General features: G+C 72.6%; 11 protein-coding genes and 1 riboswitch. Of the genes, 3 read left to right on the top strand and 8 right to left on the bottom strand.

Annotated elements, in window-relative coordinates; all coding sequences use genetic code 11:
- Window positions 1-102 precede the first annotated feature (102 nt).
- From AB0M92_RS25880 to AB0M92_RS25865, 4 genes are all read right to left on the bottom strand, one after another.
- Window positions 103-753 carry a thymidine kinase gene (locus AB0M92_RS25880; protein ID WP_366104666.1) on the bottom strand — a complete coding sequence of 217 codons (651 nt, stop codon included), beginning with the start codon at window positions 751-753 and terminating at the stop codon, window positions 103-105.
- 66 nt (window positions 754-819) lie between these two features.
- Entirely contained in the window at window positions 820-2,022 is a 1,203-nt protein-coding gene (locus AB0M92_RS25875) for a nucleotide pyrophosphatase/phosphodiesterase family protein (protein ID WP_366104665.1), read from the bottom strand.
- The gene (locus AB0M92_RS25870; protein WP_078864899.1) at window positions 2,022-2,627 is read right to left on the bottom strand and encodes a DUF5998 family protein; all 606 of its coding nucleotides are present in this window, start codon (window positions 2,625-2,627) and stop codon (window positions 2,022-2,024) included. Before AB0M92_RS25870 ends, AB0M92_RS25875 begins: the two co-directional genes overlap by 1 nt.
- Before the next feature lie 64 nt (window positions 2,628-2,691).
- The gene (locus AB0M92_RS25865; RefSeq protein ID WP_366104664.1) at window positions 2,692-5,445 is read right to left on the bottom strand and encodes a GNAT family N-acetyltransferase; all 2,754 of its coding nucleotides are present in this window, start codon (window positions 5,443-5,445) and stop codon (window positions 2,692-2,694) included.
- Between the two features lie 184 nt (window positions 5,446-5,629).
- On the opposite strand from AB0M92_RS25865, the gene AB0M92_RS25860 reads away from it, so the two are divergent.
- The gene (locus AB0M92_RS25860; protein ID WP_048477591.1) at window positions 5,630-5,911 is read left to right on the top strand and encodes an HPr family phosphocarrier protein; all 282 of its coding nucleotides are present in this window, start codon (window positions 5,630-5,632) and stop codon (window positions 5,909-5,911) included.
- Between the two features lie 176 nt (window positions 5,912-6,087).
- On the opposite strand, the gene AB0M92_RS25855 is transcribed toward AB0M92_RS25860, so the two are convergent.
- From AB0M92_RS25855 to AB0M92_RS25840, 4 genes are all read right to left on the bottom strand, one after another.
- Window positions 6,088-6,753, bottom strand: coding sequence for a GntR family transcriptional regulator (locus AB0M92_RS25855; RefSeq protein WP_366104663.1), 666 nt, complete (start codon window positions 6,751-6,753; stop codon window positions 6,088-6,090).
- Between the two features lie 163 nt (window positions 6,754-6,916).
- Complete coding sequence (locus tag AB0M92_RS25850; protein ID WP_366104662.1) at window positions 6,917-7,711, bottom strand: M23 family metallopeptidase; 795 nt, start codon at window positions 7,709-7,711, stop codon at window positions 6,917-6,919.
- Window positions 7,712-7,724: 13 nt separating this feature from the next.
- Window positions 7,725-7,883, bottom strand: a riboswitch (cyclic di-AMP (ydaO/yuaA leader).
- Between the two features lie 184 nt (window positions 7,884-8,067).
- A complete protein-coding gene (locus AB0M92_RS25845; RefSeq protein ID WP_366104696.1) occupies window positions 8,068-9,435 on the bottom strand; it encodes a pitrilysin family protein in 1,368 nt (455 codons plus the stop codon).
- 20 nt (window positions 9,436-9,455) lie between these two features.
- Window positions 9,456-10,805: a pitrilysin family protein gene (locus tag AB0M92_RS25840; RefSeq protein WP_366104661.1), complete on the bottom strand. Its 1,350-nt coding sequence runs from the start codon at window positions 10,803-10,805 to the stop codon at window positions 9,456-9,458.
- Window positions 10,806-11,056: 251 nt separating this feature from the next.
- Here AB0M92_RS25840 and AB0M92_RS25835 point away from each other — a divergent pair, with 251 nt between their 5' ends.
- Window positions 11,057-13,513 (top strand): DNA topoisomerase IV subunit A, encoded by a 2,457-nt coding sequence (locus AB0M92_RS25835; RefSeq protein ID WP_366104660.1) that lies wholly within the window; start codon window positions 11,057-11,059, stop codon window positions 13,511-13,513.
- A gap of 100 nt (window positions 13,514-13,613) precedes the next feature.
- Window positions 13,614-15,713, top strand: coding sequence for a restriction endonuclease (locus AB0M92_RS25830; RefSeq protein WP_366104659.1), 2,100 nt, complete (start codon window positions 13,614-13,616; stop codon window positions 15,711-15,713).
- Window positions 15,714-15,715: the final 2 nt, after the last annotated feature.

The following is a 15,715-nucleotide window of genomic DNA, read 5'->3' as shown; positions in this document are numbered from 1 at the left end:
GGGCGAATCGGTCAGGCGCCGAAATCCTCGCCGGCCCGGTCCGTCCCCCGGCGGCCCCATGCCGATCCGGCCCGCGACACGGCGCGCAGACGCCTGACTCCCTCAGTCGGAGGCCACCGGCAGGACGTCCGGTGAGAGCGCGCCGGCGGAGACGGAGCCGCTCGTCATGCGCTTGCGGTGGTGGCGGCGGCACAGGACCTCGTAGCCGATCTCCTCCGCCGGACGGTTCACGTCGCCGACCACCACCTGGGCGCCCTCGACGACCATTTCGCCGCCCACCGTCCGGGCGTTGTGGGTGGCGCGGGCGCCGCACCAGCACAGGGCCTCGACCTGGAGCTGTTCCAGGCGGTCCGCCAGTTCGATCAGACGCTGCGAGCCGGGGAAGAGCTTGGTGCGGAAGTCCGTGGTGATGCCGAAGGCGAACACGTCCAGGCCCAGGTCGTCCACGATGCGGGCCAACTGGTCGATCTGGTCGGGCGCCAGGAACTGCGCCTCGTCCACGATCACGTAGTCCGCCTTGCCGCCCTGGGACAGCTGCGCCACCAGGTACCCGTACAGGTCCATGCCCTCCGGCGCCTCGACCGCCTCCGTCACCAGACCCAGGCGGGAGGACAGCTTGCCCTCGCCCGCCCGGTCGTCACGGGTGAAGATGACGCCCTGGAGACCCCGCGCGTCGCGGTTGTGCGCGATCTGGAGCGCCAACGTACTCTTCCCGCAGTCCATCGTGCCGGAGAAAAACACCAATTCGGGCATGGAGGAACGGGGCCTTTCGAGTCGTGGTCGGCGGGACGGGCGTACGGGGTGGGCGGGTCGGTCGTCTCAGGTGCGGATTTCGAGCAGCGGGACCAGCTGCTCGGCCGCGGTCATGGAGCCGTGCATCCCGGCGAGCGCCGATTCGTTGGGCTCGTTCACGGACGCGGTGATCGCCACATCGGCCTGCGCGGCGGCGACCACGTCGCCGATCCGGCCGAGGACGCGCTCGTCGCACTCCCCCGGCGGGCCGAACCAGCCCAGTTCCAGGGCCTCTTCGCGGCTCGCGATCCAGAACCGGTCGCCCAGCACCTCGCGCCACACGGTCAGGACGTCGGCCTCTGCTCCGGGGACGGCGTACACGTGCCGGGCCCGGCCCTCGCCGCCGAGCAGGGCCACGCCCGCGCCCAGCTCCCAGTCCTCGTCGTAGTCGATCCGGGAGTCCTCGTCGAAGGGGATGTCCACCATGCCGTGGTCGGCGGTCACGTACAGCGCCGTGCGCGGCGGGAGTTGTTCGGCGAGCCGCTGCACGAGCCGGTCGACGTACATCAGCTGGCCGCGCCACGCGTCGGAGTTCACGCCGTGCCGGTGGCCGGCCCCGTCGAGCTCGCTGTAGTACGTGTACACCAGCGAGCGGTCGCCCGCGGCGAGGCGCTCGGCGGCGAGGTCCATCCGCTCCTCGCCGGTCATCCGGCCGAGGAAGGTGCCGCCGCTCAGGGCGACCTTGGTGAGCGGGGTGGTCTGGAAGGCGGGCGAGGACACCTGCGCCGTGGCCACTCCCGCCTTGTCGGCCTGCTGGAAGACGGTCGGGTACGGCTGCCAGGGCTTCGGTGCGGTCCACGGGTGCCAGCGGAGCTGGTTCATCAGCCCGCCGGTGGCCGGGTTGCGCACGGTGTAGCCGGGCAGGCCGTGCCGGGCGGGCGGCAGGCCGGTGCCGACGGAGGCCAGCGAGGTGGCGGTGGTCGCCGGGAAGCCCGCGGTGACCGGACGGCCGGTGCCGCCGCGCGAGGTGCCGAGGAGGGAGGTCAGGTACGGGGCCTCGTCCGGGTGGGCCTTGATCTGCTCCCAGCCCATGCCGTCGACCAGGAACACGCAGTTCCGGTCGGCCGGGACGAGCTCGGCGATCGAGGCGGTGAACCCGGGGACGCCCTGGCCGGCCACGAGGGTCGGCAGCAGGTCGGCGAGCGAGCCGGTGCCGTACTGCGGTACGGGGGCGCCGGCGAGGTCCAGCAGCTCCGGCTCGTCCCAGTTCGACGGTGCGGAATGCGACATCAGCGGGCGGAGGTGGACGTGGCTGCCGTTGCCTCACTGAGCGCCTGCGCGAAGACGAGGGTCTGGCGGACCGCCTCCGGGCCGTCGCCGGCCTCGCTGACGCGCAGGCTGAGGTCGTCGGCGGTGGAGTTGCCGGTGTAGCCGTGGTCGGAGTCGCAGTTCGGGTCGCCGCAGGCGGCGGGCTCCAGGTCGATCCGGGAGACCGCGCCCCAGCCGATGGTCAGGACGACCTCGCGGGGCAGGGTGCCCGGCGTGTACGACTCGGGGTTGGCGACGACGCGGCTGAGCACCACGGAGGAGATCGCGCCGATCTTGACGGACTCGGTGGAGGTGGTCGCGTACGGGGACGGGGACCCGGCGTCGGCGGCCTGCTCGTCGGTGTGGCTCACGATGAAGCGGTTGCCGGTCAGGACCAGGACCGTGACGTGCCGGCGCACCTCGTTGGAGTCGAAGGTCGTCTCCTGGTGGACCAGGTACGACGAGATCGGCTCGCCGCCCACCGCGGCCTCCACGGCCTCGGCCACGAGGGCCGGGTAGTAGCCGCTGCGCTCGATCGCCGTGCGCAGCCCCTGGGTCGTCGTACCGGATTTCGCCATGGGGTCCATCCTAAGGCCCGTACGGGGCACCCCGGGCGCCCGCGGACCCGTCTTCCCGAGGTTGCGGTGCCGGTCAGTAGCTCGGGAGCGTCCGGGGGCCGAGATCGGTGCGTGCCGGAGGGTGGGCCACGCGGACGGCGGCGCCGAGTACCGAGAGGCCCTCGGGGGCGACGACGACGGGTTCGAGCGTGACGCCCACCACTTCGGGGTGGTCGTCGACGAGCCGGGACAGCCGCAGCAGGAGCTCTTCGAGGGCGGGGGTGTCGACGGGGTCGCTGCCGCGCCAGCCGAAGAGGAGGGGTGCGGTCCGGATGGACCGGATCAGCCCGGCGGCGTCCCGGTCGGTGGCGGGGACGAGGCGGTGGGCGGTGTCGCCGAGCAGCTCGGAGGCGACGCCGGCGAGCCCGAAGGAGAGGACGGCTCCGGCGGCCGGGTCGATGACGGACCGCACGACCGTGTCGACCCCGCGCGGCACCATGGCCTGCACCACGGGGAGCAGTTCGCCGGGGCCTCCGAGGAGGTCGGTCAGCTCCTCGTACGAGCGGCGCAGGTCGGCCTCGGTCGCGAGGTCGAGGCGTACGCCGCCGAGGTCGGCGCGGTGGCGCAGGTGCGGGGCGGTGGTCTTGAGGGCGACGGGGTAGCCCAGGCTCCGGGCGGCCCGGACGGCGGCGTCGGCGGTGGGCGCGGGCAGGGTGGGCAGGACCCGGATCCCGTAGTGGGCGAGGAGGGCGGCGGCGTCGGGCTCGGTGAGGGTGAGGACGTCCTCGCCGACGTCGGCGAGGAGGGTGGCGAGCCGGGCGGCGGCCCCGGCCTCGTCGATGTCCTCGTACTCGGGGACCTGTCCGGTGTCGGCGTTGGTCCGGCGCCACTGCCCGTAGCGCACGGCCTCGGCGACCGCACGTACGGCCCGCTCGGCGGCCGGGTACGCCGGGATCCGTACGTCCGGCCGGGCGTACCCGCCCTCGTCCTGGCCGGTGGGGCGCAGGCGCGGGGACAGCGCCCCCGCCGGGGCCAGGGCGTCGACGAGTTCGGCCAGTTCCACGTGGACCACCGCCACCGGCTTGCCGGGGTGCGCGGCGACCGCGTCGCGCAGGGCGCCCGCCAGGTCGTCCTGCGGCTCCTGCTCGTTCACCCACGGGATCACGGTGACGATCACCGCGTCGCTCTCGGCGGAGCCGAGCGCCGCGCCCAGTGCCGTGCGGAAGTCCGCGGCCGTCGCCGCGGTCGTCAGGTCCTGCGGGGCTCCGGGCCGCAGCCCCTGGGCGAGGCAGGCGTCGTACGAGAGGACTCCGAGCGACTCGGAGTTCCCGAGGATCGCCACGCGCGGCCCGGCCGGCAGCGGCTGCGAGGCCAGCAGCAGTCCGACGTCCACCAGCTCCGTCACCGTGCCGACCCGGATCACCCCGGCCTGGCGCAGCAGGGCGGAGACGGTGGCGTCCGGCAGTCTGGTCCCGGGGACCACGTGGCCCGCCGGGGTGTGGCGGCCGCCGCGTGCGACGACCACCGGCTTCACGGCCGCCGTGCGCCGCGCGAGCCGGGTGAACTTCCGCGGGTTGCCGAGGGTTTCGAGGTACATCAGGGCGACGTCGGTGGCCTCGTCCTCGTACCAGTACTGGAGGATGTCGTTCCCGGAGACGTCCGCCCGGTTGCCCGCCGAGACGAACGACGACAGCCCCTCGCCCCGCCGCAGCAGCGCCGAGAGCAGCGAGATGCCGATGGCCCCGGACTGGGTGAACAGCCCGATGCGGCCGTGGATCGGGGCGGGCGCCGGGGTCAGGGAGGCGTTGAGCCCGACCTCGGGGGCGGTGTTGATCACCCCGTACGCGTTCGGCCCGATGAGCCGCATCCCGTACGAGCGCACCTGGCGCACCAGTTCGCGCTGGCGGTCGAGCCCGGCGGCGCCGCTCTCCCCGTATCCGGCGGACAGCACCACGAGCCCCTGCACCCCGTGCTCGCCGCAGGCGGCCACGGCCTCGGGGACGCGCTCGGCGGGGACCGCGATCACCGCGAGGTCGACGGGGTCGTCGACGGCGCCGAGCGCGCGGTAGGCCCGTACGCCGTCCAGCAGATCGGTGGTGGCGGCCTCGTTCACGGCGTAGAGGTGGCCGCGGAAGCCGCTGTCGCGCAGGTTGCGCAGGGCGGCCGCGCCGACGCCCCCGCCGGAGCGGCTGACCCCGATGACGGCCACCGAGCGGGGGGTCAGCAGCCGCTGCACGGAGCGTGCCTCCGCGCGCTGCTCGCGGGCGCGCTGTACGGCCAGGGACTCGGCGGTGGGTTCGAGGTCGAGGGTGAGGTGGACGGAGCCGTCCTCGAAGCTGCGCTTCTGTTCGTACCCGGCGTCCTTGAACACCTTGATCATCTTGTTGTTGGCGGGCAGCACCTCGGCCGCGAACCGGCGGATGCCCCGCTCACGGGCGACCGCGCCGATGTGTTCGAGGAGCGCGGAGGCGACCCCGCGGCCCTGGTGGGCGTCCTGGACGAGGAAGGCGACCTCGGCCTCGTCGGCGGGTGCGGAGGCGGGCCGGCCGTCGGGGCCGATCCGGTCGTAGCGGACGGTGCCGATGAACTCCTCGCCGATGGTCGCCGCGAGGCCGACCCGGTCCACGTAGTCGTGGTGGGTGAAGCGGTGCACGTCGCGGGCGGAGAGCCGGGGGTAGGGCGCGAAGAAGCGGTAGTACTTCGACTCGTCGGAGACCTGCTCGTAGAAGCTGACCAGCCGGCCCGCGTCCTCCGTGGTGATCGGCCTGATGCGGGCGGTACCGCCGTCGCGCAGGACGACGTCCGCTTCCCAGTGGGCCGGGTACGAGGGGTCCGACGCGGTGGTCATGCGGCGATCTTAAGGCCAGGACCGGCCGAACGGCTCCTGCGCGGCGCACGAGGCAAGCAGGGGCAAACCAGTGCAAGCTGGGGTAGGTCGAGCGGCGGTGGATTCGGGCCGAAGGTCGGTCGGAGCATGAGGGACGTCGTGAGAGACTGGTCTAGACAACCGTAAGAACCTGAAGGGCATCACCATGGCAGAGCGCCGCGTCAACGTCGGCTGGGCCGAGGGCCTGCACGCTCGTCCCGCCTCGATCTTCGTCCGCGCGACGACCGCTTCCGGCGTCCCGGTGACCATCGCGAAGGCCGACGGGAACCCCGTCAACGCCGCCTCCATGCTCGCGGTGCTGGGCCTGGGCGCGCAGGGCGGCGAAGAGATCGTCCTCGCGTCCGACGCCGAGGGCGCCGAGGCGGCGCTGGACCGCCTCGCGAAGCTGGTCGCCGAAGGTCTTGAGGAGCTCCCCGAGACCGTCTGACCCTTCGGGTTCACCCCGGGCACACGAAGGAGCCGCGGCCACCACCGATATTCCGGTGGCCGCGGCTTCCGCGTTCCGGGCGTCTGCGCATTCGGGAATTCATCGCAGGGCGCCGGGTGAGAGCATTTGCGGCGTGAATTGAATTGCGGGCCCCACTCTTTGATACCCGCCTTTTGTTAATGCGGACCGCCCGCCGTGTTTACGGCATGTTGCGAAGTCCTCACCCGCAGCCGGTGCGCCCCGGCCGCGCGGTCCGCGTGCATCACCGTCAGCGCGCGGGCCCGCTCGGCGTCACCGCGCGCGACCGCGTCCACGATCGCGCCGTGCTCCGCCCAGGAGTCCACGGGCCGGGCCGGCGCCTCCACCGCGTACATCCAGGCGACCTTGTGCCGCATCTGCGTGAGCAGCACGATCAGCCCGGGGCTGGCGGAGGCCTGGGCGAGGGTCTCGTGGAACCAGCCGCCCAGGGACCGCAGATCCTCGCCCTGGCCCCGTCTGGCCCGCTCCTGACCCAGTCTGACCAGCCCGCGGAGCACCTTGAGGTGGCCCTCGGTGCGCCGCCGGGCCGCGCGCGCGGCCGCCAGCGGCTCCAGCACCAGCCGCAGCTCCAGCAGGTCGGCCGCCTCCTGCTCGGTGGGTTCGGCGACGCAGGCGCCCGCGTGCCGCCGGGTGGTGACGAAGCCCTCGGACTCCAGGGTCCGCAGCGCCTCGCGGACCGGGACGCGGGAGACCCCGTACCGGCGGGCCAGCAGCTCCTCGGTGAGCCGGGCGCCCGGTTCGAAGACGCCGGTGACGATGTCTTCGCGGATTGCCGTGCATACCGCGTGCGCAGGAATTCGCAAGTCCGGACCTCCGCCTATTTCCGACTGCCGACCGCCTTACGGGGACTCTATTGCACCGGGCGATAAATTCCGAGCGCGGGCGAAAATAGCAGACGTTTACGGCCAACACGAAGGCCCCGGCTCGGGGAGCCGGGGCCTTCGGTGAAGTGCGGGGTGCCGCTGATCAGACGTCGACGCCGTGGCTGCGCAGGTACGCGACCGGGTCGATGTCCGAGCCGTACTGGGCGCCGGTACGGGCCTCGAAGTGCAGGTGCGGGCCGCTGGAGTTGCCGGTGGAGCCCGACAGGCCGATCTGCTGGCCGGCGGTGACCTGGTCGCCGACGGAGACGCTCAGCGAGGACATGTGGCCGTACTGCGTGTACGTGCCGTCGGCGTGCTTGATGACGACGTTGTTGCCGTACGCGCCGCCCCAGCCGGCCTCGACCACGGTGCCGGTGCCGACCGCGTGCACGGTGGTGCCGGAGGCCGCGTGGAAGTCGATGCCGGTGTGGCTGCCGGAGGACCACATGCCGCCGCCCGCGTGCCACTGGGTGCTGACGTAGGACCCGTCGACGGGGGCGACGAAGGTGTTGAGGCGCTTGCGCTCCTCCTCGCGGGCGGCGCGCTCGGCGGCCTCGCGCTCGGCCTTCGCCTTCTCCTCGGCCTTCTGCTTGGCCTCGGCGGCGCGGGCCTTGGCGTCGGCCTCCGCCTTCGCCTTGAGGGCCGCGGCCTCGGCCGCGTGCTCCTGGGCGTCGGCCTGGGCCTCGATCTGGCCCTGGAGGTCCTCGGCGGTCACGACGGCGTTCAGGCCGGTGTCCTCCATGGAGGGGGCCTTGTCCGACGCGGCGAACGCCGGGCCTGCGAGGGAGCCGACGACACCGGTGGTGGCGAGGGCGGCTATGCCGGCGTAACCGGCGGTCTTGCGGCTCAGACGACTGGAACCACGGTGCTTACCGGCGGCACGACTGCCAAACGCCATGAAGGGGTTGATCCTTTCCTTCCTTCTCGCCTACCGGGTTAGCTGACGGGTTCGGAGCAGGAAGGTCTCCTACGGGCCCCCTCTGGCGAGGCGGTCCGATTCACCCCAGGGACACATGTGGGTCCCCGGCTCCCCAGGCTCGCGCCTGACGGGGACTCGGCGATCGCTGCCCGGTGCCGCGGGTGCGGCGGGTACAACTGACGGACAGCACGGCCGACGCTAGGCGGATCATCAGTCAATCGCCAAACACCCACGCGTTTTTGTTGCATACGCCACACCCCATACGAGCAACCTCTCCGCGAAACAGACAAAAGGGGCCCCGGCGGACAAGCCGCCGGAGCCCCTTGGAATGTCCGTCAGTTGGTGACGACGGTGACCTCGCCGATGCCCAGCGCCCGCACCGGCTCCTCGATCTGCGCGGCGTCGCCCACCAGGACCGTGACCAGGCGGTCCACCGGGAACGCGGCCAGGACGGCCGACGTCGCCTCCACCGTGCCGGTTTGGGCCAGCTGCGCGTACAACTGCGACTGGTAGTCGTCCGGGAGCTCCTGCTCGACCTGGTCGGCGAGCGTGCCGGCGACGGCCGCGGCCGTCTCGAACTTCAGCGGGGCCACGCCCACCAAGTTCTGCACCGCCACGTCCCGTTCGGCGTCGGTCAGGCCGCCCTCCGCGAGGGTGCGGAGCACCTTCCAGAGGTCGTCGAGCGCCGGGCCGGTGTTGGGGGTGTCCACCGAGCCGCTGATGGCGAGCATCGAGGCGCCCTTGCCGTCGGCCGTGGAGCGCAGCACCTGGCCGAAGGCGCGCACGCCGTACGTGTAGCCCTTCTCCTCGCGCAGCACCTTGTCCAGGCGCGAGGTGAGGGTGCCGCCCAGGCAGTACGTGCCGAGCACCTGCGCCGCCCAGACCCGCTCGTGACGGTCCGGCCCGATGCGGCCGATGAGCAGCTGCGTCTGGACCGCGCCGGGCCGGTCCACGATGACCACGCGGCCGGTGTCGTCGGCGGTGACCGCGGGGACCGGGAGCGGCTCGGCGGAATTGCCGGTCCAGGCGCCCAGGGTGTCCCCCAGGACGGCGTCCAGGTCGATGCCGGTCAGGTCGCCGACGACCACCGCGGTGGCGGTGGCGGGACGTACGTGGGCCTCGTAGAAGGCGCGTACGGCCGCGGAGTCGATCCGGGCGACCGTCTCCTCGGTGCCCTGGCGCGGCCGGGACATCCGCAGGGTCGGCGGGAAGAGCTGCCGGGAGAGCTCCTTGGCGGCCCGGCGCTGCGGGCTGGCCAGCTCGTGCGGGATCTCGTCGAGCCGGTTGCGCACCAGCCGGTCGACCTCGCTGTCGGCGAAGGCCGGCGCGCGCAGCGCCTCGGCGAGCAGGCCGAGCGCCTTGTTCAGACGGGAGGCCGGGACCTCCAGGGAGACCCGCAGGCCCGGGTGGTCGGCGTGCGCGTCGAGCGTGGCGCCGCAGCGCTCCAGCTCGGCCGCGAACTCCTCGGCGGAGCGCTTGTCCGTGCCCTCGGACAGCGCACGGGCCATGATGGTCGCCACGCCGTCCAGGCCTTGCGGCTCGGCGTCCAGCGGTGCGGCGAGGTTGACCTCGACGGCGACGACCTGCTGGCCGGGCCGGTGGCAGCGCAGCACGGTCAGGCCGTTGGGCAGCGAGCCCCGCTCGGGGGCCGGGAAGGCCCACGGCCGGGCCTGGCCGGCCTGCGGCTGCGGGTGGAAGGTCATCGTGACGGCTGCGGTGTCGCTCACTGCTCCGCCCCTTCGTTCTCGTCGCTCTCACCGTTCTCGCCGGCTTCTGCCGGGAGCGGCTCGTACACCAGCACCGCGCGGTTGTCGGGGCGCAGTCGGGCCGCGGCCACGGCCTGCACCTCCTCGGCGGTGATGTCGAGGACGCGGCCCACCGCGGTCAGCGCCAGCTGCGGGTCGCCGAACAGCACCGCGAAGCGGCACAGTTCGTCGGCGCGCCCGGCCACCGTGCTCAGCCGGTCCAGCCATTCCCGCTCCAGCTGCGCCTGGGCGCGCTCCATCTCCTCGGCCGTGGGGCCCTCGGCGGCGAACCGCGCGAGCTCCTCGTCCACGGCCGCCTCGATGGCGGGCACCTCGACGCCGCTGGAGGTCTTCACGTCCAGCCAGCCCAGCGAGGGCGCGCCGGCGAGCCGCAACATGCCGAAGCCGGCCGCGACCGCCGTCTGGTCGCGGCGCACGAGGCGGTTGTGGAGCCGGGAGGACTCGCCGCCGCCCAGCACGGTCAGCGCCACGTCGGCGGCGTCGCACTCGCGGCTGCCGTCGTGCGGGAGCCGGTAGGCGGCCATCAGCGCGCGGGCAGGGACCTCCTCGACGATCTCCTCGCGGAGCTCGCGGCCCATGATCTCGGGCAGCGTGCCGTCGCGCGGCGGCTGCTTGCCGTCGTGCCCGGGGATGGTGGCGAAGTACTTCTCGACCCAGGCGAGCGTCTGCTCGGGGTCGATGTCGCCGACGACCGACAGCACCGCGTTGTTGGGCGCGTAGTACGTGCGGAAGAAGGCGCGGGCGTCCTCCAGGGAGGCCGCGTCCAGGTCGGCCATGGAGCCGATCGGCGTGTGGTGGTACGGGTGGCCCTCGGGGTAGGCGAGGGCGGTCAGCTTCTCGAAGGCCGTGCCGTACGGGACGTTGTCGTACCGCTGGCGGCGCTCGTTCTTCACGACGTCGCGCTGGTTCTCCATGGACTCGTCGTCCAGGGCGGCCAGCAGCGAGCCCATCCGGTCGGCTTCCAGCCAGAGCGCGAGCTCCAGCTGGTGGGTCGGCATGGTCTCGAAGTAGTTGGTGCGCTCGAAGCTGGTGGTGCCGTTGAGCGAACCGCCGGCCCCCTGGACCAGCTCGAAGTGCCCGTTGCCGGGTACGCTCGCCGAGCCCTGGAACATCAGGTGCTCGAAGAGGTGAGCCAGGCCGGTCCGTCCCTTGACTTCGTGGCGCGAGCCGACGTCGTACCAGAGGCAGACCGCGGCGACCGGGGTCAGGTGATCCTCGGAGAGCACCACGCGCAGGCCGTTGGCCAGCCGGTGCTCGGTCGCTGTCAGGCCGCCGGAGCCGGCCTGGGCTGTGGCCGTGTGACCCATGGGCATGTGGTCCCTTCGATCGCGATGCAGAGTTTTCCGTCAGACCTGCCACTGTATGCAAGCGCGTCGGGCACCGGAGAAGTTCCCGCCTGACACTCACCCACGCCTCCGTCCGGGGGTGACCCCAGGGTCGGAGTCGGCGTTGTCGGTGCCTCGGGCCACAATGGTCCGCGACAACCCCGTCCACGCCGATCAGACCAGCCGCCAGACCCCCAGCACACTTTCTTTCTTGGTTAAGGAGCCGCGCAGCGATGGCCCGCCGCAGCACGAAGACCCCGCCGCCGGAGGATTTCGAGGAGAAGATCCTCGACATCGACGTCGTCGACGAAATGCAGGGCTCCTTCCTCGAGTACGCGTACTCGGTGATCTACTCCCGCGCCCTGCCCGACGCCCGGGACGGCATGAAGCCGGTGCACCGGCGCATCGTCTACCAGATGAACGAGATGGGCCTGCGCCCCGACCGCGGCTACGTGAAGTGCGCCCGCGTCGTCGGCGAGGTCATGGGCAAGCTGCACCCGCACGGTGACGCGTCGATCTACGACGCCCTCGTGCGCATGGCCCAGCCCTTCTCGATGCGGCTGCCGCTGGTCGACGGCCACGGCAACTTCGGTTCGCTCGGCAACGACGACCCGCCGGCCGCGATGCGTTACACCGAGTGCAAGATGGCGGACGCCACGTCGCTGATGACGGAGTCGATCGACGAGGACACCGTCGACTTCACCGCCAACTACGACGGCCAGGAACGGGAACCGGTCGCGCTGCCCGCGGCGTACCCCAACCTGCTGGTCAACGGCGCCTCCGGGATCGCGGTCGGCATGGCCACCAACATGCCCCCGCACAACCTGGGCGAGGTCATCGCGGCCGCCCGCCACCTGATCCGCTACCCGCAGGCGGACCTGGAGGCGCTGATGCGCTTCGTGCCGGGTCCGGACCTGCCCACGGGCGGCCGGATCGTGGGCCTCTCGGGGATCAAGGACGCCTACGAGAACGGCCGCGGCACGTTCAAGATCCGCGCGACGGTGGCCGTGGAGAACGTGACGGCGCGCCGCAAGGGCCTGGTCGTCACGGAACTGCCCTTCACGGTCGGCCCCGAGAAGGTCATCGCGAAGATCAAGGACCTGGTCGGCTCCAAGAAGCTCCAGGGCATCGCGGACGTCAAGGACCTCACCGACCGCTCGCACGGCCTGCGCCTGGTCATCGAGATCAAGAACGGCTTCCACCCGGAGGCCGTCCTGGAGCAGCTGTACAAGCTGACGCCGATGGAGGAGTCCTTCGGCATCAACAACGTCGCGCTGGTCGACGGCCAGCCCCTGACGCTGGGCCTCAAGGAACTGCTGGAGGTCTACCTCGACCACCGCTTCGAGGTCGTGCGCCGGCGCAGCGAGTTCCGCCGCACCAAGCGGCGCGACCGGCTGCACCTGGTCGAGGGCCTGCTGGTGGCCCTGGTCGACATCGACGAGGTCATCCGGATCATCCGGGACAGCGACAACTCGGCGCAGGCGAAGGAGCGGCTCATCGAGCGCTTCTCGCTGAGCGAGATCCAGACCCAGTACATCCTGGACACCCCGCTGCGCCGCCTGACCCGTTTCGACCGGATCGAGCTGGAGTCCGAGCGCGACCGGCTGACCGGCGAGATCGACGAGCTGACCGGGATCCTGGACTCCGACACGGAGCTGCGCAAGCTGGTCTCCGCGGAACTGGCCGCGGTCGCGAAGAAGTTCGGCACCGAGCGCCGTACGGTCCTGCTGGAGTCGGCGGGCACTCCGGTGGCCGCGGTCCCGCTGGAGGTCGCGGACGACCCGTGCCGGGTCCTGCTGTCCTCGACGGGCCTGCTGGCGCGCACCGCCAACGGCGACCCGCTGCCGGAGGAGGAGGGCGGCGCCCGCGCCAAGCACGACCTGATCGTCTCGCAGGTCGCCGCGTCGGCCCGGGCCGACGTCGGCGTGGTCACCTCGTACGGACGGCTCCTGCGGCTCGCGGTGATCGACCTGCCGCAGCTGCCGGACACCCACGCCGCGCCGAACCTGGCGGGCGGGGCCCCGGTCTCGGAGTTCCTCTCCGGGCTGGAGGCGGACGAGAAGGTGATCTGCCTGACCTCGCTGGACGAGTCCTCCCAGGGCCTGGCGCTCGGCACGGAGCAGGGCGTGGTCAAGCGGGTCGTGCCGGACTACCCGGCGAACAAGGAGGAGCTGGAGGTCATCACCCTCAAGGAGGGCGACCGGATCGTCGGCGCGGTCGAACTGCGCACGGGCGAGGAGGATCTGGTCTTCCTCACCGACGACGCCCAGCTGCTGCGCTATCCGGCGGGCCAGGTGCGCCCGCAGGGCCGCCCGGCGGGCGGTATGGCCGGCGTCAAGCTCTCCGAGAACGCCAAGGTGATCCACTTCTCGGCGGTGGACCCGGCACGTGACGCCGTGGTGTTCACGGTGGCGGGCTCGCACGGGACGCTGGACGACTCGATGCTGTCCGGGAAGCTCACCCCGTTCGACCAGTACCCGCGCAAGGGCCGGGCCACCGGCGGCGTGCGCTGCCAGCGGTTCCTGAAGGGCGAGGACCTGCTGGTGCTGGCCTGGGCCGGCAACGCGCCGGTGCGTGCGGCCGCGGCCAACGGCGGCCCGGCCGAACTTCCGCCCGTGGACCCGCGCCGAGACGGTTCGGGGGCCGCGCTGCCCGCGGTCGTCGCCGCTCTGGCGGGGGGCGCGCTGTAGGACGTGGCGCGGCATTCGGGTGGTGCGACCGGGGGGACGTACCACCCGAATGCCGACTAGTGTTTTCCCTCTGGGTGTTGGTGGGGGGAGTACACAGCTGATGAGTCGTCGGCCGGGCGGATTGATCGGGGACTGGGCCGAGGCCCAGCGTCGGCAGCAGCAGACGCAGGTGATCCAGCAGCGGGAGGCGGAGCGCCGGCTGCTGGCGTACGAACGGGACCGGGATCGGACCCAGGAGCGGGACGCGAACCGCAGCCACCGGCAGTACCGCGAGGCCGAAGCCCTGCGGCGGACCGCTCTGATCGACGCCGAGGTGGACGCCCTCAAGGGGCTGCTGGTGGCGGGCTGCCGGGCGCCCGCGTTCCGGATCTCGGCGCTGTCGCGGCCCGAGCAGCCGGAGCCCTTCAACCCCGGCGCCCTGGCGCATCCGGTGCCCATGCCGCGCATCGACCAGTTCCAGCAGCAGAGCAGCGGCTGGACGCTCGGATCCGGCCACCGGGCGCAGGCGGAGCGGGAGGCCCACGCCCGGTACACCGAGGCCTGGCAGGCCGCGAGCGCCGCGGAGGCCCAGCGGCAGCGGCAACTGGCCGCGTACCGGCAGCAGTACGACCGGTGGGCCGCCGAGCAGCTCGCCGGGGTGCGGGCGCACAACAGCGGGCTCACCGAGCTCGCCGCCGCCCTGCGCACGGGCGACGCCGAGGCGGCGGTGGAGTACTTCTCGGCGGCGCTGTACGCCTCCACGGCCTGGCCCGAGGCGCTGCCCCGGCAGGTGTCGGCCGCCTACGACCCGGCGGCGCGCCAGCTGGTGCTGGACTGGGAGCTCCCCGGATACGCGGTGGTGCCGCAGGCCAGGGCGGTGCAGTACCTGCCGAGCACGGACCAGGACAGGATCAAACCCCGCCCGGTGACGGAGCGTCGGGCCCTCTACCGGGACCTGCTGGCGCAGTCCATGCTGCTGGTCGTGCGCGAGCTGTACGCGGCGGACGAGTTCGGCGTACTGGACTCGGTCGTGGTCAACGGGTTCGTGGACGCCCACGATCCGGCGACGGGCCGGGAGGCACGGGTGGTCATGGCGACCGTGCCGGCGGAGCGCGGCGCGTTCGCAGGCCTGCGCCTGGAGCAGGTCAGCGCCGTGGACTGTCTGGTGTCGGGACTGGGCGGGCAGTTGTCGGGGCGCCCGGACCAGCTGACGGCGGTGCGCCCCGGGCGGCGGCCCGACGAGGTCGGCGGCGGGGTCGTCAGCCACGGCGGGCAGGCGGGAGGCGCGGACGAGGACGAGCCGGACCTCTTCGCGATGGATCCGATCGCCTTCGAGAACCTCGTCGCCGAGCTGTTCCGGGCGATGGGCATGGAGGCGGTGACCACGCAGCGGTCGGGCGACGGCGGGGTGGACGTGGAGGCGCTGGACCCGGCGCCGATCCGGGGCGGGCGGATCGTGGTGCAGGTCAAGCGCTACCGGAACACGGTGCCGCCGACGGCCGTGCGTGATCTGTACGGCACGGTCCAGGACAAGGGGGCGAACAAGGGGGTGCTCGTCACCACCGCGTCCTTCGGGCCCGGGTCGTACACCTTTGCCAACGGCAAGCCGCTGGAGTTGGTTCCCGGGGCGGATCTCGTCGAGCTGCTGCACCAGTACGGGCTGCGCGGGCGGCTCGGCGGCGGCGCACCGGCGCAGCGCGCGGCCGAGTCCGAGCCCGCGCCCGACGGCCCCGGGGCGGACCACAACGTGCTCGGCATGTCCTGGTCGGGCTCGGTCGCGCTGGACGTGTGCGCCCTCGTCTGCACGGGCAACCGGGTGCTGAGCGAGGAACACTTCGTGTTCTACAACAACCCCCGGACCCCGGACGGTTCGGTGCGCGCCCGCGCGCACGCGGAGCCGGACAAGGCGGCTCTGGAGGTCTCCTTCGACGCGCTGCCCGAGGCCGCCGACCGACTGGTCCTCGTGGCGGCGATCGACCCGGACGTCGATCCGCACGCCGACCTCGCGGGGTTCACGGACGCCTACATCCGCCTGCTGTCCGCGGGCGGCGGGGAACTCGGCCGGCTGGAGGTCTCCGACGGGCGCGCCGGGGAGACCGCGCTGGTCCTCGGCTCGTTCCGGCACCGCCCCAACGGCGACTGGGACTTCGTGATCGGCGGCAAGGGCTACCGCGGCGGCCTGGAGGACCTGCTGGCCGAGTACGGGGTCGAGGTCGCCTGACC

This window comes from Streptomyces sp. NPDC051582, assembly GCF_040681715.1.
In the GTDB taxonomy this organism is placed as follows: Bacteria; Actinomycetota; Actinomycetes; order Streptomycetales; family Streptomycetaceae; genus Streptomyces.
The sequence above is the reverse complement of the archived record's forward strand: the minus strand, read 5'-3'. Positions and strand labels throughout refer to the sequence as shown.